Source organism: Bacillus sp. 41-22 (assembly GCF_025809295.1).
GTDB lineage: Bacteria > Bacillota > Bacilli > Bacillales > Bacillaceae_G > Bacillus_A > Bacillus_A mycoides.
In genome coordinates this window covers 2586163-2610438 of record NZ_CP084035.1, presented here as the reverse complement: position 1 = coordinate 2610438, position 24276 = coordinate 2586163, and the positions used below count along the sequence as shown (strand labels likewise).

At 31.9% G+C, this 24276-nt stretch carries 23 protein-coding genes, 1 pseudogene and 1 riboswitch; of the genes and pseudogenes, 19 read left to right on the top strand and 5 right to left on the bottom strand.

Annotated elements, in window-relative coordinates; translation table 11 throughout:
• Window positions 1–28 precede the first annotated feature (28 nt).
• The 4 genes from LCF45_RS13215 (at window position 29) to LCF45_RS13200 (ending at window position 3663) form a co-directional block, all read left to right on the top strand.
• Window positions 29–1264 carry a cytochrome P450 family protein gene (locus tag LCF45_RS13215; RefSeq protein WP_002168262.1) on the top strand — a complete coding sequence of 412 codons (1236 nt, stop codon included), beginning with the start codon at window positions 29–31 and terminating at the stop codon, window positions 1262–1264.
• Window positions 1265–1531: 267 nt separating this feature from the next.
• Entirely contained in the window at window positions 1532–2815 is a 1284-nt protein-coding gene (locus LCF45_RS13210; RefSeq protein ID WP_263894879.1) for an MFS transporter, read from the top strand.
• A complete protein-coding gene (locus LCF45_RS13205; protein WP_078203303.1) occupies window positions 2805–3437 on the top strand; it encodes a Vat family streptogramin A O-acetyltransferase in 633 nt (210 codons plus the stop codon). The genes LCF45_RS13210 and LCF45_RS13205 overlap by 11 nt, the downstream gene beginning before the upstream one ends.
• Before the next feature lie 70 nt (window positions 3438–3507).
• Window positions 3508–3663 (top strand): DUF1540 domain-containing protein, encoded by a 156-nt coding sequence (locus tag LCF45_RS13200; protein ID WP_000046089.1) that lies wholly within the window; start codon window positions 3508–3510, stop codon window positions 3661–3663.
• A gap of 102 nt (window positions 3664–3765) precedes the next feature.
• On the opposite strand, the gene LCF45_RS13195 is transcribed toward LCF45_RS13200, so the two are convergent.
• Both LCF45_RS13195 and LCF45_RS13190 read right to left on the bottom strand, forming a co-directional pair.
• Window positions 3766–4170: a PadR family transcriptional regulator gene (locus LCF45_RS13195; RefSeq protein WP_078204536.1), complete on the bottom strand. Its 405-nt coding sequence runs from the start codon at window positions 4168–4170 to the stop codon at window positions 3766–3768.
• 218 nt (window positions 4171–4388) lie between these two features.
• A complete protein-coding gene (locus tag LCF45_RS13190) occupies window positions 4389–4910 on the bottom strand; it encodes a DinB family protein (RefSeq protein WP_002168266.1) in 522 nt (173 codons plus the stop codon).
• Window positions 4911–5167: 257 nt separating this feature from the next.
• Here LCF45_RS13190 and LCF45_RS13185 point away from each other — a divergent pair, with 257 nt between their 5' ends.
• The 8 genes and pseudogenes from LCF45_RS13185 to LCF45_RS13150 all read left to right on the top strand — a co-directional run bounded on the left by LCF45_RS13185 (window position 5168) and on the right by LCF45_RS13150 (window position 14682).
• Complete coding sequence (locus LCF45_RS13185) at window positions 5168–5470, top strand: hypothetical protein (protein WP_000717620.1); 303 nt, start codon at window positions 5168–5170, stop codon at window positions 5468–5470.
• A 93-nt stretch (window positions 5471–5563) separates the two neighbouring features.
• Window positions 5564–6430: pseudogene (locus tag LCF45_RS13180) on the top strand (cytochrome P450); the annotation flags it as partial.
• Window positions 6431–6544: 114 nt separating this feature from the next.
• Complete coding sequence (locus LCF45_RS13175) at window positions 6545–7123, top strand: cysteine dioxygenase family protein (protein WP_002127647.1); 579 nt, start codon at window positions 6545–6547, stop codon at window positions 7121–7123.
• A gap of 177 nt (window positions 7124–7300) precedes the next feature.
• Window positions 7301–8152, top strand: a complete 852-nt coding sequence (locus LCF45_RS13170; protein ID WP_002127646.1) for a Cof-type HAD-IIB family hydrolase — start codon at window positions 7301–7303, stop codon at window positions 8150–8152.
• A gap of 353 nt (window positions 8153–8505) precedes the next feature.
• Entirely contained in the window at window positions 8506–10293 is a 1788-nt protein-coding gene (locus tag LCF45_RS13165) for a PAS domain-containing sensor histidine kinase (protein ID WP_002127645.1), read from the top strand.
• A 219-nt stretch (window positions 10294–10512) separates the two neighbouring features.
• Complete coding sequence (locus LCF45_RS13160; RefSeq protein WP_078203301.1) at window positions 10513–12639, top strand: peptidoglycan D,D-transpeptidase FtsI family protein; 2127 nt, start codon at window positions 10513–10515, stop codon at window positions 12637–12639.
• A gap of 77 nt (window positions 12640–12716) precedes the next feature.
• Window positions 12717–13247, top strand: coding sequence for a signal peptidase I (lepB, locus tag LCF45_RS13155; RefSeq protein ID WP_016120300.1), 531 nt, complete (start codon window positions 12717–12719; stop codon window positions 13245–13247).
• 256 nt (window positions 13248–13503) lie between these two features.
• On the top strand, window positions 13504–14682 hold the full coding sequence (locus LCF45_RS13150) for a macrolide family glycosyltransferase (RefSeq protein WP_002168270.1): 1179 nt from the start codon (window positions 13504–13506) through the stop codon (window positions 14680–14682).
• A 49-nt stretch (window positions 14683–14731) separates the two neighbouring features.
• Here the strand turns inward: LCF45_RS13150 and LCF45_RS13145 are convergent, their stop codons facing one another.
• The gene (locus LCF45_RS13145; RefSeq protein WP_002127641.1) at window positions 14732–15415 is read right to left on the bottom strand and encodes an aspartate/glutamate racemase family protein; all 684 of its coding nucleotides are present in this window, start codon (window positions 15413–15415) and stop codon (window positions 14732–14734) included.
• 150 nt (window positions 15416–15565) lie between these two features.
• Window positions 15566–15681, top strand: a riboswitch (SAM riboswitch).
• A gap of 139 nt (window positions 15682–15820) precedes the next feature.
• On the opposite strand from LCF45_RS13145, the gene LCF45_RS13140 reads away from it, so the two are divergent.
• The 4 genes from LCF45_RS13140 (at window position 15821) to LCF45_RS13125 (ending at window position 19107) form a co-directional block, all read left to right on the top strand.
• Window positions 15821–16369, top strand: a complete 549-nt coding sequence (locus LCF45_RS13140) for an ECF-type riboflavin transporter substrate-binding protein (protein WP_002168272.1) — start codon at window positions 15821–15823, stop codon at window positions 16367–16369.
• 10 nt (window positions 16370–16379) lie between these two features.
• Window positions 16380–18080 carry an ABC transporter ATP-binding protein gene (locus LCF45_RS13135; protein WP_002168273.1) on the top strand — a complete coding sequence of 567 codons (1701 nt, stop codon included), beginning with the start codon at window positions 16380–16382 and terminating at the stop codon, window positions 18078–18080.
• Complete coding sequence (locus tag LCF45_RS13130) at window positions 18073–18873, top strand: energy-coupling factor transporter transmembrane component T family protein (protein WP_002127638.1); 801 nt, start codon at window positions 18073–18075, stop codon at window positions 18871–18873. The genes LCF45_RS13135 and LCF45_RS13130 overlap by 8 nt, the downstream gene beginning before the upstream one ends.
• Window positions 18874–19008: 135 nt before the next feature.
• The gene (locus LCF45_RS13125) at window positions 19009–19107 is read left to right on the top strand and encodes a YjcZ family sporulation protein (RefSeq protein WP_000007808.1); all 99 of its coding nucleotides are present in this window, start codon (window positions 19009–19011) and stop codon (window positions 19105–19107) included.
• A 99-nt stretch (window positions 19108–19206) separates the two neighbouring features.
• Here LCF45_RS13125 and LCF45_RS13120 read toward each other — a convergent pair whose 3' ends face one another.
• Together LCF45_RS13120 and LCF45_RS13115 are read right to left on the bottom strand one after the other, a co-directional pair.
• Complete coding sequence (locus LCF45_RS13120) at window positions 19207–20526, bottom strand: sensor histidine kinase (protein WP_002127637.1); 1320 nt, start codon at window positions 20524–20526, stop codon at window positions 19207–19209.
• A 46-nt stretch (window positions 20527–20572) separates the two neighbouring features.
• Window positions 20573–21454, bottom strand: coding sequence for a protein kinase family protein (locus tag LCF45_RS13115; RefSeq protein ID WP_002127636.1), 882 nt, complete (start codon window positions 21452–21454; stop codon window positions 20573–20575).
• Between the two features lie 126 nt (window positions 21455–21580).
• Between LCF45_RS13115 and LCF45_RS13110 the strand changes: the two genes are divergently transcribed.
• The 3 genes from LCF45_RS13110 (at window position 21581) to LCF45_RS13100 (ending at window position 24116) form a co-directional block, all read left to right on the top strand.
• Window positions 21581–22099: a GrpB family protein gene (locus LCF45_RS13110; RefSeq protein ID WP_002127634.1), complete on the top strand. Its 519-nt coding sequence runs from the start codon at window positions 21581–21583 to the stop codon at window positions 22097–22099.
• A gap of 154 nt (window positions 22100–22253) precedes the next feature.
• Window positions 22254–23243 carry a zinc-binding dehydrogenase gene (locus LCF45_RS13105; RefSeq protein WP_263894878.1) on the top strand — a complete coding sequence of 330 codons (990 nt, stop codon included), beginning with the start codon at window positions 22254–22256 and terminating at the stop codon, window positions 23241–23243.
• 273 nt (window positions 23244–23516) lie between these two features.
• Window positions 23517–24116 carry an undecaprenyl-diphosphatase gene (locus tag LCF45_RS13100; RefSeq protein WP_078207079.1) on the top strand — a complete coding sequence of 200 codons (600 nt, stop codon included), beginning with the start codon at window positions 23517–23519 and terminating at the stop codon, window positions 24114–24116.
• Window positions 24117–24276: the final 160 nt, after the last annotated feature.

The window sequence follows — 24276 nt, the reverse complement described above, 5'->3', positions numbered from 1 at the left end:
TAAAAATAATTGAGAGTGAGGGAATGTAATGTCAATTAAAAATAAGGTTGGCCGAAAAATAGAAGATGGCATTAATTTAGCTTCTGCTCAGTTTAAAGAAGATGCATATGAAATTTATAAAGAGTCACGAAAAATGCAACCTATATTATTTGTAAATGAAGTTGAAATCGGTAAAGAATGGCTCATTACAAGATATGAAGATGCTCTGCCACTTTTAAAAGATAATCGTTTAAAAAAAGATATGGCAAATGTGTTTTCTCAAGATACAAAGAACATGTATCTTTCTGTTGACAATAGTGATCATTTAACAACGCACATGTTAAATTCAGATCCACCTAATCACAGTCGTTTACGATCTTTAGTTCAAAAAGCTTTTACACCAAAGATGATTTCACAATTAGACGGAAGAATTCAGAGAGTAGCGGATGATTTAATAAATGAGATAGAGCGAAAAGGTACATTAAATCTTGTGGATGATTATTCATTCCCATTACCGATTATTGTAATAAGTGAGATGCTTGGAATTCCAAAAGAGGATCAAGCGAAATTTAGAATTTGGTCTCATGCTGTCATTGCATCGCCAGAAACACCTGAAGAAATAAAAGAAACCGAAAAACAACTATCTGAGTTTATTACATATCTCCAATATATAGTTGATGTAAAACGAAAAAATCCAAAAGAAGATTTGGTTAGTGCGCTAATACTTGCAGAAAATGAAGGGCATAAACTTAGTGCTCGAGAGCTATATTCAATGATCATGTTATTAATTGTAGCAGGACATGAGACGACAGTGAATTTAATAACAAATACGGTATTAGCACTTCTTGAAAATCCGAAGCAATTACAGTTATTAAAAGAGAATCCGGAATTAATTGATTCAGCTATTGAGGAAGGATTGCGTTATTATTCTCCAGTTGAGGTGACAACTGCAAGATGGGCGGCTGAGCCGTTTCAAATTCATGACCAAACAATCCAAAAAGGAGATATGGTTATTATCGCATTAGCTTCAGCAAACCGTGATGAAACAGTATTTGAAAACCCAGAAGTATTTGATATTACACGAGAAAATAACCGTCATATTGCCTTTGGGCATGGTAGCCATTTCTGCTTAGGCGCTCCACTTGCTAGGTTGGAAGCAAAGATTGCTATTACTACTTTGTTTAAACGGATGCCATCGTTACAAATAAAAGGTGAGCGTGAAAAAATTAATTGGCAAGGTAATTATTTAATGCGTTCTTTAGAGGAATTACCATTGTCTTTTTAGAATAGTTATATTGAGACATGCATACATGACAAATGATTAACATAGAGTATGTATGTGTTATTTAAATTCGAAACGGAAGGGTGAAAACATCCCAATGATCAACTAATTCTATTTGTAAGAGATCTTCGTTAAAAAACGAAATATTCTTCTGAATAGGATTAGTATGTGCATGTATAGAAAAGGGATGTGTTTCGCACTGCGAATATATAGTCTTTTCATATGATTTGTGCTGCCTCCTGTTCAGAACACGAAATAGGAGGATTTTTTATGTCGACGACTGCAGAAACGAAACAAAATCATGGGGTATCACAAGTATTAAAAAATCGATTTGTGCAAGGGATTCTAGCATCAGCATTATTTTTACAAGTTGGTATTTGGGTTCGTAACTTTGCGATATTACTTTATGTTATGGAAATGACGAAAGGTGATGCTTTTGCTATTTCGATGATTTCGGTTGCTGAATTTGCTCCCATTTTTATTTTCTCATTCATTGGTGGAACTTTTGCTGATAGGTGGAAGCCAAAGAAGACAATGATATGGTGTGAGACGTTAAGTTCTATTTCCGTATTCGCTGTATTAATTACTCTTATGTTTGGAACGTGGAAAATCGTGTTTTTTGTGACGCTTATTTCTGCAATCCTTTCGCAGTTTTCTCAACCATCTGGTATGAAGTTGTTTAAACAGCATTTATCAACGGAACAAATTCAATTAGCGATGTCTATATATCAAACAATATTTGCGATTTTTATGGTGTTAGGACCGATTCTTGGAACATTTATTTTTCATAGTTTTGGAATTTATATTTCAATCATCATAACAGGTATCGCTTTTTTACTTGCAGCAGCTGTGTTGTTATTTCTTCCGAAAGATCTTGAGAATGATAATAAGAAGAAAGAAATTACGCTGTTACAGGAAATGCTGGATGGTATTAAATATGTAAAAAAGAAAAAAGCATTAACTTTGCTAGGGTTTTGTTTTATGGCAGCTGGACTAGGTATAGGTTTAATTCAGCCACTAGGCATTTTTATTGTGACTGAGCAGTTAGGGTTATCAAAAGAGAGTTTACAATGGTTACTAACAGTAAATGGTGCGGGAATGATTGTTGGCGGGGCTTTAGCGATGGTATTTGCGAAAAACGTTGCTCCCCAAAAGATGTTAATTGTAGGGATGCTCGGTCAGGCAATTGGAATTGGGATTATAGGCTACTCCACAAATTTATGGGTGACACTTACGGCACAACTTTTTAGTGGTTTAGCTCTTCCATGTATCCAAATTGGTATTAATACGCTCATTATTCAAAATAGCGATACCGATTTTATTGGTCGCGTGAACGGCATTTTAAGTCCACTATTCACCGGTTCAATGGTAGTAACGATGAGTATAGCTGGTTCCTTAAAGGAGATGTTTTCATTAGGTACGATGTACGAGGGGACGGCTCTACTATTTATAATTGGATTATTGTTTATTTTACCTATATACAATTTAAAGCCAGTAATAGCAGTAGAAAGTGAAATGAATGGTAAAGGAAGTGCTGTGCAACATGAATCCTAATCCAAATGTTAAATATCCTATTGAAGGAAATCAAAACGTTCATTTTATAAAAAATACAATAACGAAATCTAATATATTTGTTGGTGACTATTCTTATTATGATGCGAAAGATGGAGAAACATTTGAAGATCGAGTATTACATCATTATGAATTTCTTGGAGATCATCTTACTATTGGAAAGTTTTGTTGTATTGCAAATGGAGTTACCTTTATTATGAACGGAGCGAATCACCGGATGGATGGATTTTCGGCATATCCATTTAATATATTTGGAAATGGGTGGGAGAAATATACACCTAGTTTGTCTGATTTACCTTACAAAGGTGATACAGTTATAGGAAATGACGTTTGGATTGGTATGGATACAACTATTATGCCCGGAATAAAAATAGGGGATGGTGCAATCATTGCAGCTAAATCTGTTGTGACTAGAGACGTCGCACCATATACAATTGTTGGCGGAAACCCTGCAAATAAAATAAAGGAACGATTTACAAATACAATAGTAGAAGAGTTATTGCAAATTCAATGGTGGCATTTTGACATTGAAAAAATAACAGAAAATATAGATGGTATTGTACAAGGAGACATTGAACCATTAAGAAAACTAAAAAGGGAATAAAAAATGCATGTCAAAGAGTATCATACCTCCGAATTTTGTTAATGATAATAGAACAAGGAGGTGTGATACTATGGCACAAGACGTTTTATGTGAAGTAAACAACTGTAAATTTTGGGCTAACGGCAATAAATGTAGTGCAGATGCGATTTATGTAGTAAGTCATAAAGGTAAACATGCATCTACAACTGAAGAAACAGATTGCAAAACTTTTGATCCAGAAGTATAAATTTTTGAAGGGTAGCCAAATCGTGGTTGCCCTTTTATTAATTATAGTATTGATAATAAATCTCATTTTCATTCATTGTTTTTAACTTTTCTTTTTATTTTTTCATATTTTCTTCATAAGTGATGCAATCCAGAGCAATTCATGTTCAATACGTGATTTACTAAATTCAATGACTTCTGTAATAAAAGATGAGCTAACATGTAAAGATTGAATAGCAGTAAGCTGTTTATGTAGTACGTCTTGGCGTATTGTTAAAATTTCTTTTCTAGCTTCGTAATCAAGTTTTTCAAATAGCGCGATACGCACAAGGAATTCAGCGTTATTTGTCGCAATCTTTTCGGGAAACTCTCTTAACATTTCATAAAAAATTTCTTCTCCTGTTTCAGTTATGTCGTACATATTTCGATTCGGCTTTCCGACTTGTTTATGTATTTGTTTAATTATAGCCCCCATATTTTCGAAGCGCCGAAGAGCGGGATACAGTGTATTATGGGGTTCAGCCGAGATACGTGTAAAAACGGGTCATAAGATGTAATATATTTCCATTATTGGTTTTTTAGTTAAAAATATCTACCTCATGATTAACAAAAAGCTGATTACCTATGCGCTATAAATGAACTGCCCCCAATTGTTAAACAAAACCTAGCAATTGGGGGCAGTTCATAGTTATCATTTGACTCTTCTAGTGACCTTCTCAAGTAAAGCACCCTTTGGTTGAATAAGATTTATTTATTCATTCCCATCAATCGCTTAATTGTTCTTATTTGTCCACGATGATTAATTTCGTCTTCCATAACGTGAAACCACAAGTAGTAATTATTATAAGGCACACCATTATCCCACTTGTTTTCCTCGAATAACCAGCTATCTTGTTTTGATTTCAGATATGTTAGTGTATTTTCTCTAACTTGTGATAATTCATTCAAATAATAATCTAAAGATTGCTTTTTTATTCCTTCCCTTGCTTTGTCTCCAAGTTCTAAAGAAATTCGCCACTTTAGATATTCACTTTCAGTTAAATCTCTTTTTTCAAACGAGATAACTTGATGAACAAACTCCATCGCTGCAATATGTGATAAGAGAGAACCAATAGTGTTTGAACTACCGTTTGGTAAGAAATCTAAATCACTTTGGTTTAAATTGGAGATTTCGCTCAATGTAACATCTCTTGTATGTTCAAGCATTGTTACAAGCTCTCCAATCTTATTTGAATAGTTTTCTTTTGAAATTATTCTATAATCTATCATATATATCCCTCCAATTCATGCTAAGCATAAGTTTACCAATAAAATAAAAAAAACAAAGTCTGAAAATTCATGTAAAATAATGATATAATTTAATTGAATATAAAGAAAAAGGAAACCTGTTTTTATCAGTGTTACCTTATCCAAGACTAAATTTTACCCATACATCATTTTTTTGATGTAGCTCTTGAAGATAAAAACTATTTAATTTTCAAGGAACAGTTATTAACTTAAAACTTATTATACGAGGAGGGTGTATCATGAAAAAAATATGCTTTGTATTAATTGTCGACGCTGGTATAAATTATGGTTCAATATTTTCTCTACCATTTTTAAGGAATCAGGATGATTTGAAGGGATATTTTTCTAAGTATTATGATGTTTCAATTAATTATATTAGGGATAAAAACTCAGTTGACTATTTGGTAGTTCCCAAACCGTGTCCACCTTTTGATAATGAAAATAATCTTCCAATAATTGAAGTACCAGCAATCTTATTTATGGAAAAGGATTTTGAAAAAATAAAGACTTATATAGACAATTATTTTTCTAATAACTCATAAAGAAAATAAAAGTACAGTAAAAAGAAGTCCGATAAAAAACGAGTGGCGTAGAATATTTCTATTAATCATTCGTTTTTTATTATATTTACATATCAGTCTATCGCAAATGAACTTGTACAAAATATCGGAAAATATAGTGAGGTTAATATCGTTGAAGAGTTTGCTGCACCTTTACCTGTTACCGTCATATCCGATTTATTAGGAGTGCCAACAACGGATCGTAAAAAGATTAAAGAATGGTCTGATATTTTATTTATGCCATATAGTAAAGAAAAATTTAACGATTTGGATGTAGAAAAAGGAATTGCGTTAAATGAATTTAAAACGTACCTGCTTCCAATTGTTCAAGAGAAAAGATATCATTTAACCGACGATATTATTTCAGATTTAATACGAGCTGAATATGAAGGTGAAAGATTAACCGATGAAGAAATAGTTACTTTTTCTTTAGGTTTATTAGCGGCAGGTAATGAAACAACTACAAATTTAATTATTAACAGCTTTTATTGCTTTTTAGTAGATTCACCTGGAATATATAAAGAGTTAAGAAAAGAACCTACGTTAATTTCAAAAGCGATTGAGGAAGTTTTACGCTATCGCTTTCCCATAACATTAGCTAGGAGGATTACAGCGGACACAAATATATTTGGACCTTTTATGAAAAAGGATCAAATGATTGTTACGTGGGTTAGTGCAGCAAATTCAGATGAGAAAAAGTTCTTACAAGCTTCTAAATTTAATTTACACAGAATAGGAAATGAAAAGCATTTAACCTTTGGTAAAGGTCCTCATTTTTGCTTAGGGGCGCCACTTGCACGTTTAGAAGCTGAGATTGCATTAACTACCTTTATAAATGCCTTTGAAAAAATAGAGTTTTCTCCATCGTTCAATTTAGAAAAATGTATATTAGAAAATGAACAAACATTAAAATACTTACCTATTCTTTTGAAAACTAGGTAAAACGTTCAGCAAGGTACAAAATTACTGTACCTTGTTTTTTTATTTCTCAATTGTAAATTTTTAGTGGTCTATTTAGTATGGAAGTGTGTGAAAGAAGAGTGGAGGAGGATGCTTATGTTAACGTGTAATGGAAGTAAAACGTTTCAAACATTTATTAAAGCTGTAACGGATTTAATTGATAGTAATTTATTAGAAGATCAAATTGTTTGTGCGATTGAAAAATTACTAGAAGAACTTTTAGAAAAAAAAACATGGCTTCCGCTAGAAAAACAGAAGGCGAATTCGGCTCAATATGCACGACACTTGTTATATGAAGATCCTTTAAAGCGATTTGAAGTATTAGCTCTTGTATGGAAAGATGGACAATCTACACCTTTACATGATCATGATGGTACATGGGGAGTAGAAGGCGTTTTTTCAGGAAGGATAATGGTGCAGAACTTTATACAAACTAAGCAGCTTGAAAATTCACTTGTTTATTTAACCCATACAGGAAATCTTTATTTGGGAGAAGGAGAAACAGATAAAGTCATTCCACCAGCTGATTGTCATATTCTTAAAATAGCTGAATGCGAAAGCGTTGTCACGATTCATATTTACGGAAAACGTTTAGAAAAGTTTGAAGTATATTTCCCAACTGAAGAAAAGAATGTGTATATGTGTGAGACAAAATATATTAGTTATAGTTCATAGTTTAAAATCAAAAGCTTTTCTTTAAAGAGAAAAGCTTTTGATTTTATTTTTAACTATTTCTTGACCTGAAACGCTTTTCATAAATTATAAATAAGAAGTACTTAACGAGCTCAATATGAAAACGATACCTTTTCGTTAAATAAATCTCGTGTATTTATAGAAAGTGGTGAAGAAATAATGAAATTAATAGCAATTGACTTAGATGGAACCCTTCTTTCCGGTAATAAAATGATAAGTAAAGAAAATGCAGAAGCAATTCGAAAGTGTCAGGAAGCAGGCCATGTTGTAGCTATTTGTACAGGGCGTTCTATCGTTGATATTGAACGATTATTGTTAGAAGTTAATTTAGAGTGTCCAATTATTGCGGAAAATGGTGCCCTTATTTATAAAGATAAGAAAATGATGAAGAGATATCCAATTCAAAATATGCAGGCACTTGAGATTGTAGAATATCTTGAAGAGAATGGCTTGTATTATCAGCTTTATACTAATAAAGGTGTGTATGTACCTGATTATGGCGTAGAGAGTGTACGAAATGAAATCGAGTATGTAAAGAATTCAAAAGAAAATTTCAACTTGAAAGAGTTAGAAACGATTGCTGCATTATACCTTGAGCATACAGCATTTCATAGTACAGAAAGTTGTAAACCAATTGTAGAAATGGATATACATGTGCATAAACTTTTACCGTTTTCTTATGACATAGAGAAATTAAAAAAATTAAAAGAAACATTTCTGCATAATACGGATTTAGCTATTACATCTTCCTATTGGCATAATTTAGAGATTAATCATCGAGATGCTCAAAAAGGAAATGGATTATATACTTTAGCAGAACATCTTAATATTCCAGTTGAAAACACTGTAGCAATAGGCGATGGCTTAAACGATGTTTCTATGATGGAGAAAGCAAATATATCAATTGCAATGGGAAATGCAGTTGAAGAAATAAAAGTGATGTGTCAATACGAAACGTTAACAAATGAAGAACATGGTGTCGCACATGCTTTATATAAATATGTAATGTAATAAAAAAAGAAAAAAAGAATCCAAATAGATTCTTTTTTTCTTTTTATTAGGGGTAAGGTATTCTATGAGATTCATAGAAGCCTTATTACAACTCATTGTATAGAATATATTGGAATAAATGTTTATATTTTTCATGAAAGTTGTGAAACTTTTGTGAATTTTACGGTTATTGTATTTTTATACTGCTACTAGCAGCGCGTAACAATCCCATATTATTTTCTGTTTTTAATTGAAAAATAGAATTTGTTTGAATAATTATTCGACAGCTATATACCTAGGGGCACTTTCTTCGTATAATGAAGAAGTATGAATTTTTAATTTGTATAAATTTTACATATCGAGGTGAAAAAGGAATGAATGCGCGGCTAATGGAACTTATTGATGTGAGTACAATAGAAACCATGGCAGAACAATTTTATAAATTAACCAACATATCACATCAACTTCTTGATGCTGAAAACGAATGTATATTTTCATTTGGAATTAATGAAATGAAAGTATGTAAACTTCCCAAAATCGAAATCCCCCTTTTCTTATACAATCAATATTTAGGATCTTTTGTTGTATGGTCCAAACGAAGCGAAATTTTCAATTGCCAAAAATATTTTGAAATGCTTTCTAACCTCATTATAGCTGGGGTGAAAAAAGCAGTTCAAAGTAAAAATACATCGTTACTTTCTCGAAAAGAGGAAGAACTACATACGATCTTACAAAACATGCCTGTTATGGTTGATGCGCTTGACTATAATGGAGATTTTGTTTTGTGGAATCGAGAATGCGAGATTGTAACAGGTTATACTGCTGAAGAAATAATTGGGAATCCAAACGCTCTTCAATTGCTGTATCCTGACCATAATTATCGCCATCAAATACAAAATAAATTTTTGACTCGTGGAAAAAATTTTAGAGATTGGGAAATGAGTTTAACATGTAAAAATGGTGAAATTAAAACGATAATGTGGTCCAATATATCTGAGCAGTTTCCTGTAACAGGATTTAGTTACTGGGCTGTTGGGGTAGATATTACACATTTAAAAACGATAGAAGGGCAATTAAAACAACAAACCTCTGAATTAGAATTAATTTTTAAAGCTTTACCAGATTTATGTTTTTTAACAGAAGACGATGGGACAATTATAGATTATAAAGCAGGATCTCCTACAAAATTTTACGTACCCGCAGAAGCTTTTATGGGAAAAAAGTTTTACGAAATATTACCGTCTCCAGTAGCACAGCAATTTCAAGAAGCAATTCGCCAATTGAAAGAAGAAGGAAAGAATGTAATTGTAGAATATCCTCTAACAATTAATGGAAGTATCGATTTCTTTGAAGCTAGATGTTTACCATTATTACAAGATAAAATTATGATCATTGTCCGCGATATTACAGAGCGGAAAAAGGCAGAAGAATTGCTAAATAAATCAGATACACTTGCGGCAATTGGTCAATTAGCAGCCGGTGTAGCTCATGAAGTGAGAAACCCATTAACGGTAATTAAAGGATTTATACAGTTATTCCAAATTAATAAAGAAGATCAAGAAAAATATTTTGACCTTATGCTTTCCGAAATAGAAAGAATAGAAGCAATCCTCCAAGAGTTTTTGTCGATTGCTAAAACTGATGAAATAAATACAGAAAAGAAAAATATTTATCAAATTTTTAAAAATGTCGTATCATTAATTAATACAAAAGCAATCATGACAAATATTCAAGTTGAACTATTTACAGATTCCAAAGAGATAATCATTGAATGCTCAGAAAATCAATTGAAACAAGTATTTATTAATATTTTGCAAAATTCAATTGAGGCAATGCTAAATGGGGGGGGAATTTCAATCCATATAAAAGAAATACATAAAAATGGTGTCGTTATTAGTGTAATAGATGAAGGAATAGGAATACCTGAAGAAAGAATTAAAAGATTAGGTGAACCTTTTTATAGTACGAAAGAAAAAGGTACCGGTATTGGATTGATGTTAAGTTATAAAATTATTGAAAGTCATCAAGGAACAATAAGTATAATGAGTGAGGTTGGTGTCGGGACAACTGTAACGATGTACTTGCCGAAAATTCAGAGTAAACAATCTCTATCAAATTGTGATGATAGATGTATTTCAATACGTTCTAATATTAATTCCTAAAATACCTAATACCCAATAACAAAGCTAAGCTTTTGTTATTGGGTATTTTTATATTTAATTTAGTAAACTTTACTTTTTCTTTATATTTGTTTTAATTTCTATTAAGTTTTAAACGTTATATTAATATACGTACAAAGTAATGTGTGGAAATTGTACATTACTTTTAATATAGAGAGCTAAAAAATATTTAAAATGTTGTAAGGAGGAGATTATGACAAGGTGAAAAAGAAAGAGAAAAAGAGTGGTAGAGCACTACCTATACGGTTAAATATTTTATTCTTTTGCGTATTTTTATTATTTTCTGGAATTATAATCCAGTTAGGTAAAGTACAAATTTTCGATGGAGAAACATATAAGAATGAAGTAGAAAAAAGAGAGAATGCAACTGTTAGTCTTACAGTACCACGCGGCAAAATTTATGACCGTGAAGGGAATCCAGTAGTGGACAATAAGTCTTTACGTACGATTACATATACAAAGGTGAAAGGTGTAAAATCGGAAGAAATGCTAAAAACTGCAAGACAACTTGCAGAAATAATTGAAATGCCGCAAGAAGATATAGATAAGTTAACCGAGACGGATAAGAAAGATTTTTGGATGCAGTTAAATCCAAAACTTACTCAAGATTTAGTATCTAAAAAGGAAATAGATAAGTTTAGAGAAAAGGATATTAACGGAAAAGAGTTAGACAGAAAAATAGAAGAGTTAAAAAGAAAGCGAGTTACAGAAAAAAATCTTCAAGAATTAACAGCAAAAGACATAGAAGTGTTAGCTATTAAAAGTAAAATGACTTCAGGTTATCAAATGGCACCTCAAATTATTAAAAAAGATGTTAGTGAAAAGGAATATACTGTGATTAGTGAAAATTTAGCAAATCTCCCAGGTGTAGACGCATCAGTTGATTGGGAAAGGCTCTATGTAAATGATGGCTTATTCCGTTCAGTTCTTGGAAATGTTTCGAATGCTGATGAAGGATTACCACGTGAACGATTAGATTATTATTTAGTGCGTGAGTATAGCCGGAATGATCGTGTTGGGAAAAGTTACATCGAACAGCAATACGAAGATGTACTTCATGGTACGAAAAAAGAAGTAAGAAGTATTGCTGATAAACAAGGTGATACAATTAGAACAGAAACAGTTTCTGAAGGGAAAAGCGGCAAGAATTTAACGTTAACAATTGATATGGAATTACAGAAAAAAGTAGAAGAGAGCATAGAAAAAATATTAAAGGCCTATAAAGGTTCAGAATCGATGTTGGACCGTGCTTTTGTTGTAATGATGAATCCGAAAAACGGCCAAGTATTATCGATGGCTGGGAAAAGACTTGTAGAAAAAGACGGAAAAATGGAAGTAGAAGATTACGCTTTAGGTACGCTGACAAGTTCATATGAGCTTGGATCAACTGTTAAAGGTGCTACAGTATTAACCGGATTTGAAACAAAAGCTATAACACCGGGAACACATTTTTATGATGCACCTATGAAGTTTAAAGGAACTAAGGAGAAAAAGTCATGGAAAGATTTTGGAGATATAGATGACCTAAGAGCTTTACAAGTTTCCTCTAACGTTTATATGTTTAACACAGCATTAAAAATTGCTGGTGTGGATTATGTAAAGAACAGTTCACTAGATATTAAACAAGAATACTTTGATAAGATGAGATATTATTTCAGACAATTTGGTTTAGGTGTTCCAACAGGCATTGATTTACCGAATGAAACAGCGGGGCAAATTGGGAGAAAAGATAATCAGCCAGGTTTCTTATTAGACTTTTCCATTGGCCAGTATGATACGTATACACCACTTCAGCTTGCACAATATATTTCAACTATTGCAAATGGCGGGTATCGTATGAAACCACAAATTCTTCAAGAAATTAGAGAACAAACCGTTCAAAAAGATGAGGTCGGTAAAGTAGTACAATCAATAGAACCCGTTGTTTTAAATAGAATTGATATGAAAGAAGAATATATCAATCAAGTAAAAGAAGGCTTTAAGAAAGTATTCCAAGAAGGGGATGGAACGGGAGTAAAGGCGTTCAAAAAAGCACCCTATAAACCAGCTGGAAAAACAGGAACTGCACAGACTGTATACGGTGGAGAAAGTGATATTGGGAGAAATGAGAAAGGCGATCGTAGAGAATGCTATAATTTAACATTAGCAGGATATGCGCCATATGACGATCCAGAAGTAGCATTTTCTGTTGTTGTGCCATGGGTTATAAATGATAAATCAGGTATTAACTCTGATATTGGAAAAGATGTTTTAGATGCTTATTTTGATTTGAAAAATAAGCGATTAACTGGCGAAGCACCAAAAATAGATGACTCTAAAGAGAATTAAAATATACGAAACGTCTCTAGCAATTATATGAACTAGAGACGTTTTTTACATACGAATAGATTAGAAATGAGGTATCTATGAAGCAATTGATTCTAAAAGATTGGAGAAAAATATGTAGCTATATTTTAATTATAATAGGAATTATTTTTATTAATAAGTTATTTTTATTTTGTATGGTAGAAGGAATTTCGATGCAACCTACTTTGAATGAGAATAATCGCATACTAGTTAATAGGGCTAGCATCTATTTTTCTTCTTTTCATCATGGTGATGTTGTAATAATAAAAAAAGAAGACTCGCCTACATACTACGTGAAACGAATTATTGGATTACCAGGGAATAACATACAATTAAGAGACGATGAGGTATATATTAACGGTAAAAAGCGTGATGAGTCGTATATACAGTTAGATATGTCACAAGTATCAAATCGTTTTTCAAACTGTAGAGAAATGAAAGTTCCCACGCATAAATTATTTGTGTTAGGTGATAATCGAAATCATAGTAAAGATAGTAGGAATACGCTTGGACTAATTGATGAGTCAAATATAATAGGTAAAGTGAAAATGGTATATTATCCATTTGATCAAATAAAATGGATAAAATAATTCTATTAGATTTGCACGTTTTATAAAATAAATCATATATTGATAGCATAGGACAAGCAGAAAAGCTTATCCTAACCTCACAGAACACTCCTTATCACAGTTAGGCATCTACATTTTATGTAGATGCCTTTTTCAATGTCTGATAATTATTTATCAACCTAAAGTAGTAAGTATATTGGGACTATTAAGGGAAGGTTGCTTGTAATAATAACAGTACGATTAATAAGAAGATTGAATTGTAAGGAGTGAGAAATAAGTGATGAATATTTTAATAGTTAATTTCCCTGCAGAGGGACATGTAAATCCTACATTAAGTTTAGTAAAGGCCTTTACTGAAAGAGGTGATAACGTACACTATATTACAACGGAAAGCTTTAAGGAAAGGCTTGAAGTTTTGGGAGCCATTGTACATACTCATCCGGATTTATTAAAGGAGATTTCTATTGATAATGAAACTTCATATGGATTAAAATCTTTCTTTCATGTACATGTTCAAACTTCTTTATACATATTAGAAATTACGAAACGATTATGTAAAAGCATTAATTTTGATTTCGTAGTTTATGATATATTTGGTGCTGGAGAGTTAGTAAAGGAATATTTACAAGTTCCAGGCATAGTTTCCTCTCCTATATTTTTAATTCCACCAGTATTATTGGAAACCTTGCCTTTTCATCCAAATGCAGAAATACAATTCCAACCCGATGAACTCTCTGAAAAGTTACTGTATCAAATGGAACATGAATTTGGAGTAAAGCCCAAAAATAATCTTCAATTTATGCATAATAAGGGAGATATTAGTCTCGTGTATACAAGTCGTTATTTTCAACCTAATAGCGATTCGTTCGGAGAAAACAATGTTTTTATTGGACCGAGTATTATAAAGCGCAAAACAAATGTAAAGTTTCCACTTGAATTGCTTTCAAAAAAGAAAGTTATTTATATTTCAATGGGAACACTTCTCGAAGGGCTCGAACCATTTTTTAATACTTGTATTGATGCTTTTTCAAATTTCGAAGGGATTGTAGTAATGGCGATTGGTGATAGAAATGATATTTCAAAAATTAAGCAAGCGCCAGACAACTTTATTATAACCCCTTACGTACCTCAATCAGAAATATTAAGTGAAGCAGATGTTTTTATTACACATGGTGGAATGAATAGTGTGCACGATGCAATCCATTATAATGTCCCATTTGTGATAATACCGCATGATAAAGATCAACCTATGATAGCGCAAAGATTAACTGAGCTTGAGGCAGCACATAGATTATTGAAAGAGCATGTTAATGTGCAAACTTTAAAAAAGGCGGTAACAGACGTTCTTTCAAATGAAAAGTATAAACATGGCATTCGAAAACTGAATGAAAGTTTTTTAGAGTGTGGTGGTTCCAAAAGAGCCATTGCAGTTATTGATGCTCTTTTAAATAAATAGTTCGGATAATATAAAAGCATAGAGGCTCTACCTGTATGCTTTTATATTATTATCCAGCAAATTGTACAGCAGTATTCGCATGTAAATAAGCAGTATCAAAAACAGGAACAGATAGATCATTTTGGGAAATGAGCAAAGGAATTTCCGTACAGCCAAGTAGAATTCCTTCAGCCCCATTATTAATTAATGAATTGGTAATTTGTATTAGTTTTTCTTTTGATGTTTCTGAAATAATTCCTCTACTTAATTCATTTAATATGACGTGATGGATAAAAGTTCTTTCTTCGTCATTTGGGATAATTGTCTCAATGTTATATTTTGCTAGTCGTGATGTATAAAAATCTTCTTCCATTGTTTGTTTCGTTCCTAATAATCCGATCCGTTTTATATTCTGTTCTACCATTTCTTTAGCACTTACATCACCGATATGAAGAAGTGGGATTGATATTGCTTGTTCTACTTCCTCAGCAAATAGATGTACAGTATTAGAACACATTAGTAAACATTCAGCTCCAGAGTGTTCTACTTTTTTTGCTACTGCGACTAATTCATTTTTCACTTCTTCATATTGATGATTTTGTAATAATGTAGTTACTTCACCAAAGTCCATACTATATAAAACAAGCTTCGCATTTTGATCATATTGAGAGAGAGTTAGTGTATTAATATGTTTATAATATAACGATGTTGATTCCCAACTTAGTCCGCCAATTAAGCCAATTACTTTCATCATGCATTCCTCCCGTAACAATTTTGAATTTATTATTTCATAATTCCGATAAGAATACAATGATTTAGTTGAACTATTTATCGAAAAATAAAAATAGTAAGAAAAGTATTGAAATTATTTATTGTTAGTGCCATAATACAGATTACAAATACATACTTATCCAGAGAGGTAGAGGGAACGGCCCTATGAAACCTCAGCAACCCCTATGTAATTACATAGGAAGGTGCTAATTCCGCAGAGGACACTATGTGTCTTTTGAAAGATAAGGGGATTCTTGTACGTGAAAGAAAATGACCTCTTATTAAAGAGGTCATTTTTTGTTGTATAGAAAGGAAGTGTCGATGCATAATTCATTTTCAAAATAAATATAGAGTATTAAAAGTTGAATAATACGAGAGGGGAATTGTAATGAATAAATTAACGACAAAGCTAGTAGTAGCTATTGGAATTGGAGCAGCTTTATACGGGGTATTAGGGCTTTGGGGATTTTCTATCGCACCGAATACATTTATTAAACCCGCATTGGCTATTTTAACAGTTTTTGGAGCGTTATTTGGCCCGGTAGCAGGGCTTTTAATAGGACTCATCGGTCATACCGTTACAGATACGATCGCTGGTTGGGGTATTTGGTGGGGATGGGTTATTAGTTCAGGTATTATTGGTTTTGCAATGGGACTCATACAAAAAAGATTTGGTTTTAGTGTAAAACATGGAACGTATAATAACCGTGATATTTCTTATTTTGCAATTGCAGGGTTAATTGGTATTGTCATAGCTATTATATTTGCTGGAGCATTCGATATTATTGTGATGGGAGAACCGTTTGACAAAATAGTTATACAAGTACTAGGCGCAACAATCGCAGACGTTATCGTATTTTTAGTTCTTGGCTTACCAATCACGATCGGCTTAGCGAAATCAAATAAGAAACATACACATTTAAAAATTGAAAAGTAGGGATGAATACATGCAACCAATTATTTCTTTTGAACAATTTACCTTTCAATATAGGCATGCTACGCAGCCTACTTTGAAAGATATTACATTTCAAATATATCCTGGGGAAAAGGTACTTATCGCTGGACGAAGTGGTTCAGGTAAGTCAACATTAGCTCATTGTATAAATGGGCTAATCCCATTTTCTTACGAAGGGATAAGTACCGGTAACATTTTAATAGCTGGAAAGGATCCGAGAAAAGGTAGTGTTTTTGAACAGAGTAAACACGTAGGGACAATATTACAAGATCAAGATGCACAATTTATAGGCCTTACTGTCGAAGAGGATGTAGCATTTGCATTAGAAAACGATTGTGTAAATCAAATAGAAATGAGAAAGATTGTTACGGATTCTTTAAAAAAGGTAAGCATGCAGGACTTTCATACACAAAGTCCGCATGAATTATCAGGAGGTCAAAAACAGACAGTCTCTCTTGCAGGTCTGCTAACGACGAATGCAGATATATTATTATTTGATGAACCGTTAGCTAATTTGGATCCTGCATGTAGTTTGAATACAATAGAACTCATTAAAAATATACATGAGAAATATAATAAAACAATTGTAATTATTGAACATCGAATAGAAGAAATTTTAAACCTTGATTTAGATAAAATTATTTTAATAGATGAGGGAGAAGTTATTGCCGTTGGTTCACCGGATAGTATTTTAAATTCTGATATATTACCAAATATCGGACTAAGAGAACCTATTTATATAGAGGCGCTAAAGAAATTAAATTTTGATAGTAATAATGTTAAGGTATTTCCAATTGAAAATCTTCGTAATGCAGGCGTTCATAGCCTATTAAAGAACTGGATGCATAAGCAAGTTTCATCAAAAAACAAATATATTAAAAAAGTTTTATGCAAGATAGAAAATTTATCATTTACGTACAATAACAAACATACAGCCTTAGAAGATATCAACCTTTCAATAGGAGAGGGAGAAATAATAGCCTTATTGGGTCATAATGGAGCAGGGAAATCGACATTAGCTCATACTCTTATAGGAATAAATAAAACAAAGAATGGGAGAATAACATTCGATGGAGAAAATATAAATTGTTGGTCTATTCGTAAACGCGGGGAAGTTATTTCTTACGTTATGCAAAACCCAAATCAAATGATTACACAGCCTACTGTTTTAGAAGAGGTTTCATATTCATTACAATTAAAAAAGGTTTCTAAAGATGAGATTGAGACAAGAGTCGAAAAAGCTTTAAGAATTTGTGGATTATATCCATTTCGTAACTGGCCAATTCAGGCATTAAGCTATGGACAAAAAAAGAGGCTTACTATTGCATCTGTACTTATAACAAACCCAAAACTTATTGTATTAGATGAGCCGACAGCTGGACAAGATTATTACCATTACAAACAGTTTATGTCGTTTATTAGAAAACTGGCTGAAAGGGGCATATCCTTTATTATTATCACACACGATATGAATCTTGCTTTAGAATATGCAGATCGAGCGGTAGTTCTGCATGAAGGGAAAATTATTGCGGACAATACTGTATCTGCTGTTTTAGGGGATCAAGGAACGTTACAAAGAGCTAATCTACGGGAGATTTCATTAATAAAACTAGCTAAATTAAGCGGAATTCCAACTCCAGAAACATTTGTGAAACTTTATATTGAAGCTAATAGGAGGGAGGAATATGCATAATACGTATTTTTATCGTATGGATGGTGCAATTAAATTATCTTTATTTATATTTTGTATGACACTTACTTTTTTATTTTTTGATTTTCGTATATTGCTAATTTTATTTATTGTTGGATGTATCGGCCTTTTAATTGCAAAAATTCAATTGCGTAAAATTATAGTTATTTTCAGCGTTATATTTACATTTAGTTTATTAAATTCCGTTATGATTCTTTTCATTACGCCCACCCATGGATCGGAATTAACGGGATCGTATACCTCTTTTTTTTATATAGGTTATGCAACAATTACATATGAAACTTTATTTTATGCAGCTACACTTTCATTGAAATATTTTACGTTATTACCATTTACACTTCTTTTTATTTATACAACTCATCCAAGTGAATTTGTGAGCAGCTTAAATAAATTTGCTGTTCCTTATAAAATTACATATGCAATAAATATTGCACTACGTTATATACCAAGCATTCAATCTGAATATATAATCATTAGACACGCACAGGAAGCAAGAGGCGTACCTTTTGAAAAAGGAGAAGCGAGCTTGTGGATTCGTATGAAAAACCGTGTTTTAATTTTTTGGCCACTTATTATTCATTCATTAGAAAGGATTGATACTGTTTCAAATGCAATGGATTTAAGAGGTTTTGGAAAAAAGGATAAACGAACGTGGTACTATGCAAAAGACGCACAAAAGGAGGATTACATCACACTTTTTGTTGGTATTATCATTTTGATTATTGCAGTTTACTTAAAGCTGAATGTATTCCAAAGTTTCTGGTACCCATTTTAAAGCACTCTCAATAGAGTGCTTTTACTAATTTTTATGAAGACATGCTCAAAAAAAGGAGATACACATACTGTATAATACGAACCAGTTAAAATGATCAACTACCTATTAGTTTTCAAACCAAAAGGAGGAGAAAATATGAGTTTCGGTGGTTCTTGTGGTTTTGGTGGAGGTTTCGCTTTATTAGTTGTGTTATTTATTTTATTAATTATTGTTGGATGTAGCTGTTGGAGCTAAGGGTACTAATTTCTAATTAGTCTCTTCTAAATGTAAACTAAAAAAACATAGCAGATACTTTTTGTATCGAAATAAAAAAGGAGCCATTATGCTCCTTTTTTATTTATTATGCAACGTGCTCTCATTATTATATTTTGGGAATGTAATAGTTAAAGTAGTTCCTTTATTAACGATACTTCGGATTTTTAAACTGCCTCGCATCGTTTCAATAATTTTAACAGCAACCATCGTTCCTAAACCCGTACCTTTCGTTTTTGTACTAAAATATGGTTCGCCAAATCGATTAATTTGCTCTTGCGACATTCCAATTCCACTATCTTGAATCCGTATTATAACTTTATTATTACTAACAGATGCAGAAATAATAAGATCACCGCCACATGGCATTGCTTCTATACTGTTTTTTATTAAATTTAAAAAACATTGATGGAAGTGCTGTGTATTACCAATAATTGTTCCCTCTGAGAACTCTTTTGTAATATTAATATTATTCATGTTACAAAAAGGTAACATCATATTAATAACTCGATTTAACTCGTGCTCCACTGAAATATGATCTAGTTTTTCTGAAGCCGGTTTGGCAAAAGTTAAGTAATCATCAATAATTGCTTGTGCACGATTTAACTCTTCAAGAATATGTTCAATATACTCATCTTTGGATTGTTGAGTTATATTGGGTGTTTTTAAAAGTTGTGTAAATCCTTTTACAACAGTCAATGGATTCCTTACTTCATGTGAAATACTTGCAGCGAGTTGGCTGACAATCTCCATTTTTTCGACTTTTATTAATTTTGATCGCATAAATATTGCATCTTTTAAAACCTCATTAAAATAGACCATAAATAATATTAAAATAGTTGGTAATAGAATGAAATAAATAATGTACAAATTATTCACTTCAAAATCTGATAGAGTTAAAACAATTACTGTTGTAAATATTGCAAGGAAAAAAGTTAAAAACATAGATGAAGTTACTTTTATTTTCCTATTGTATGTATTAAATTTTGATGATGCGAATGCTGTAATTATTAACATCGTTCCATAAACAATGATTGTTAACAGGCTAAAACCATAAAACATAAAACGTATTATTAATAAAATCATGAGTAATGCAATACCGACTGGAAATCCACCATAAAGTGTACCAATTAAAAAGGGGATTTGTCTTAAATCGTGAATATAATTTTCATCCATATAGATGGGATACCGCATACATAAAATTAGTGGGATACTCGTACAAAGAATGATAAGTAGTTTCTTATATTTCTTCCCGAAGTACCCACTATCATAAATAAAATAAAAAACAAATATACTGCTTAAAATATAAAGAAGATTATTTAAAACATTTTGATTAATGTAAACAAAGTTCATAATACATGCCCCGTTATCCTGAATTTCAATCCCATATGTATTATACATTATAAAAGTACAAGTTTTACATGTACTTTTACAATGTATGTAGTTTTTATAGATTTTCAGTGTTATAGGCTTTTAACCATGCATTATTAAACTCTTCCATTGACGCATAGCGCTCACTACGATTTTCATTTACAGCACGGTATGCTACTTCATATAAGCCTTCACTAGCTTCCCATTTCATAAAGGAACGATCTTGCCCGCCACCTAGTAGTGCAAAAGCTATAGCCCCCATATTAAATACGTTTGTTTGTCCGTCTATTATAGAGTTAAGTTGAAACTCTTCAGGTGACATAAAACGAGATGACCCCCACATTCGTCCCATCTTATTTACATACGGCTTTTTACTGTATAAATCAATATCACAAATTTTTGTTTCATTAGTTTTAAAATTGTACAAAATACTACCGTCATAAAAATCAATAGCTACATAGTATTTGTGTTCAACGTAAGTATGGAAATTAAAAATAGAATTTAATGAAATCAGTCTGTCTTTAACGGATAATTTCTTATATTTATAAAATGGTGAGTTAGGATCATTGTATTTTGCTGGGGGTGGGAAACTCCAGTGCGAGTGAAGACATTCACCGTCAAACCAATCGAAAATTAAAACATATCCATGCTGTACAGGGTAGTGATCAATTAAATTTATAAGAGAAACGTGTTTTAATTCATTGTATATAGTAACTGAGCTTTTTAATCTTTGTATAGCTTCATTTGTAGAAGCATTATATGCGAGTGTTTGTGCCCCTGCATATTTTATAAAGTTCTTTTTCCCATTCTTTTCAACACCAAAACTTATATTACCGGAATCTTGTTGGTCAAAAACCGCAAATACTGTACCTAGTTTTGTAAGCCAATCAAAATTATGAAGTTTTTTTAGTTGGAATGTTATAGTATCTAACTGAATTTTAACTGGAATATCTTTCATAATTCACCTCAAATTTAATATAATTAAGTTGTCCATTACAGTATTCGACATATTTTGTGAAATCCCTATATTTATAAACTTAAATTTTGTAAATATAATAATATACAGTTATAAGGAGGAAAGCAAATGGATGGAAAAATCATAATTAAACCGTACCAACAATATTGGCATACAGAGTTTTTAAATGAAAAAAATAAAATTGTGCCGTTACTCCATGAAGAAATTATTGCTATTGAACATATCGGAAGCACAGCCGTAGAAGGGTTAGGGGCTAAACCTCTTATTGATATGATGATCGGCGTAACAAATTTACAAATTACCGAAAATTGGAGGGAAGCCCTAGAAGAAATTGGCTATGAATATGTTCCTAAAAAAACACCTAATTGGCGTTTTTTTAGAAAAGGTAAATGGAGAGCTGGTACCCACCATTTACATGTTTATATTTATAATAGCGAAGAATGGAGGAACAACCTTTTATTTCGAGACTTTCTAATAAATCATGAGTGGGCACGTGAAGAATATAGAAAATTAAAAGAGATGCTTGCTGCTACCTATCCTTTTGATCGTGTTTCATATACAAATGCAAAAGCACCGTTTATTCAAAATATATTAACATTGGCCAAAAAGAGTATTAACAAAGTATAAGTAGTATCAATTAAAGTCCTTCCTACAAAAAAAGTGTGGGGAGGATTTTGTTTTTTCATCATAATGATTTTTATTATTTTCCAGTTGTTACAATCAGATTATTTTATTTATTTCGATATTTTTAGTACATTAAAATTATTAAGGGGGATTATTAATGAAAGCTATTGTACATCAACATAAAAAAGGATTAGAAGGTTTAGAATATAAATTATCACCTGAGATAACTCCTAACATTGGAGAGGTTAAAGTGAAATTAAAAGCAGCAGGTTTAAATCATCGTGATTTATTTATAATGAATAATAGAAAAGAAATGGAACTACCATTAGTTTTAGGGTCAGATGGTGCAGGTATTGTTATAGAACTAGGAGAAGGAGTTTCAAATATTTCACTACATACCGAGGTTATTATTAACCCTAGTATTGGATGGAATAATACTCATGAAATACCAGAGTTACCTGAAGTACTAGGTGGACCAGCAGATGGAACATTTGCTGAATATGTTATTGTACCAGCAGAAAATGTAGTGGAAAAGCCATCATATCTTACGTGGGAAGAATCTGGCGTTTTATCTTTATCGGCATTAACTGCATATAGAGCGCTTTTTACAAAAGGTAGATTAAAACCTGAAGAACATGTCCTAATTCCGGGAATCGGCGGTGGTGTAGCTACTTATGCTATGTTATTTGCTAAAGCAATTGGAGCAAAGGTGAGTGTTACTTCAAGGATAGAGGACAAAAGAAAGGCTGCTGAAAAATATGGAGCAGACTTTTCTTTTAATAGTTCTGGTAATTGGGACGAGTGCCTACATGGAGAAAAAGTGGATTTAATTATAGATAGTATAGGTCCGGCGACTTTCTTAAAATATTTTGATATATTAAAACCAAATGGAAGAATCGTTAACTTTGGTGCAAGTTCAGGAGATAAAATCGAATTACCGTTACGAGCATTATTTTATAATCAAATTGATATTATGGGAACATCAATGGGAAGCCGTGAAGAATTTAATGAGATGGTTCATTTTATAGAGAAATATAATATTAAACCAATTATTGATAAAGTATATCCATTAGAAGAAGCAATCCAAGCTTTAAATCGAATGCAGCAAGGAGAACAATTCGGTAATATTGCCCTTCGTATGGAATAAGAATATGATTTCGTAACTAATATATTTAAATGAATATGTTATGTATTATATCCATGCATAGAGTGTTCACCATACTATTTAAAATGGTTTACAACCTTTATACATATTTAGCTCGTGTAAATAGTTACGCCATTGTCAAATGAATAGTAGCAAAATGAGAATTAGATGAGAAAAGTTTAAGCCCATTTTCATATTGATGTTGTATACTGTGTAAATCAAGAACACTTGTATCTTTATTTAAAGTACAATGAGTAATAATAAGGAGAGAGTAATATGAATTACACAGTATTTCAATGGATTAATAACTTTGCTGAATCATCCAAGCTATTAGATACGCTAATGATCGCTATTACAAATAGTGCTGCATATGTAGCTATACTATTTATGCTTATCCTATGGTTCAATAATGGAAAGAAAGAGAATGCAATTAGAAAACAATATACAGTGTTATATACGACACTTTCAGTTAGTATTGCATTATTAGTAAATGTTCTTATACATGCGGTATATTACCATCCGCGTCCTTTTATAACACATCATGTAAATCAATTAGTACCGCATGCAGCAGATTCATCATTTGTAAGTGATCATTCTGTACTCGTATTTTCGATTGCTTTCGTATTTATTCTAAGAGGAGAAAAACTTAAATATATCGCGTTAATATGGGCAATATTAGTCGGTGTATCACGCATGTACGTAGGCGTTCATTATCCTCTAGATATACTGGGTGCTGCGTTCTTAACATTTATTACAAGTGGATTAGTGATGCAAAGCGCACGTATATTTGAACCGTTAGCAAAATTTATTTTCAAAATGTATGCACTAGTAGCAAAACGAGTTCCTTTTTTAGCGAAATATAACCATATAGCTTAATAAAAAGAACCTACAAAAAGTAGGTTCTTTTTATTTGAAAATTCTTAAATTTCACTTACCGTATTTTATGTTAAAAAACATAGAATTAATAAAAAACAAATAGCAACAGAACTGGTTTTCTTATTGTTATAGAGGAATTAGTAAAAAAACTTCGAAAAAT

What these genes read in the sequence shown, in the direction of transcription:
- LCF45_RS13215 (WP_002168262.1), top strand. Translation starts at nt 29, where the DNA reads ATGTCAATTAAAAATAAGGTTGGCCGAAAAATAGAAGATGGCATTAAT.
- LCF45_RS13210 (WP_263894879.1), top strand. Translation starts at nt 1,532, where the DNA reads ATGTCGACGACTGCAGAAACGAAACAAAATCATGGGGTATCACAAGTA.
- LCF45_RS13205 (WP_078203303.1), top strand. Translation starts at nt 2,805, where the DNA reads ATGAATCCTAATCCAAATGTTAAATATCCTATTGAAGGAAATCAAAAC.
- LCF45_RS13200 (WP_000046089.1), top strand. Translation starts at nt 3,508, where the DNA reads ATGGCACAAGACGTTTTATGTGAAGTAAACAACTGTAAATTTTGGGCT.
- LCF45_RS13190 (WP_002168266.1), bottom strand. Translation starts at nt 4,910, where the DNA reads ATGATAGATTATAGAATAATTTCAAAAGAAAACTATTCAAATAAGATT.
- LCF45_RS13185 (WP_000717620.1), top strand. Translation starts at nt 5,168, where the DNA reads ATGAAAAAAATATGCTTTGTATTAATTGTCGACGCTGGTATAAATTAT.
- LCF45_RS13175 (WP_002127647.1), top strand. Translation starts at nt 6,545, where the DNA reads ATGTTAACGTGTAATGGAAGTAAAACGTTTCAAACATTTATTAAAGCT.
- LCF45_RS13170 (WP_002127646.1), top strand. Translation starts at nt 7,301, where the DNA reads ATGAAATTAATAGCAATTGACTTAGATGGAACCCTTCTTTCCGGTAAT.
- LCF45_RS13165 (WP_002127645.1), top strand. Translation starts at nt 8,506, where the DNA reads ATGAATGCGCGGCTAATGGAACTTATTGATGTGAGTACAATAGAAACC.
- lepB (WP_016120300.1), top strand. Translation starts at nt 12,717, where the DNA reads ATGAAGCAATTGATTCTAAAAGATTGGAGAAAAATATGTAGCTATATT.
- LCF45_RS13145 (WP_002127641.1), bottom strand. Translation starts at nt 15,415, where the DNA reads ATGATGAAAGTAATTGGCTTAATTGGCGGACTAAGTTGGGAATCAACA.
- LCF45_RS13140 (WP_002168272.1), top strand. Translation starts at nt 15,821, where the DNA reads ATGAATAAATTAACGACAAAGCTAGTAGTAGCTATTGGAATTGGAGCA.
- LCF45_RS13135 (WP_002168273.1), top strand. Translation starts at nt 16,380, where the DNA reads ATGCAACCAATTATTTCTTTTGAACAATTTACCTTTCAATATAGGCAT.
- LCF45_RS13130 (WP_002127638.1), top strand. Translation starts at nt 18,073, where the DNA reads ATGCATAATACGTATTTTTATCGTATGGATGGTGCAATTAAATTATCT.
- LCF45_RS13125 (WP_000007808.1), top strand. Translation starts at nt 19,009, where the DNA reads ATGAGTTTCGGTGGTTCTTGTGGTTTTGGTGGAGGTTTCGCTTTATTA.
- LCF45_RS13120 (WP_002127637.1), bottom strand. Translation starts at nt 20,526, where the DNA reads ATGTATAATACATATGGGATTGAAATTCAGGATAACGGGGCATGTATT.
- LCF45_RS13115 (WP_002127636.1), bottom strand. Translation starts at nt 21,454, where the DNA reads ATGAAAGATATTCCAGTTAAAATTCAGTTAGATACTATAACATTCCAA.
- LCF45_RS13110 (WP_002127634.1), top strand. Translation starts at nt 21,581, where the DNA reads ATGGATGGAAAAATCATAATTAAACCGTACCAACAATATTGGCATACA.
- LCF45_RS13105 (WP_263894878.1), top strand. Translation starts at nt 22,254, where the DNA reads ATGAAAGCTATTGTACATCAACATAAAAAAGGATTAGAAGGTTTAGAA.
- LCF45_RS13100 (WP_078207079.1), top strand. Translation starts at nt 23,517, where the DNA reads ATGAATTACACAGTATTTCAATGGATTAATAACTTTGCTGAATCATCC.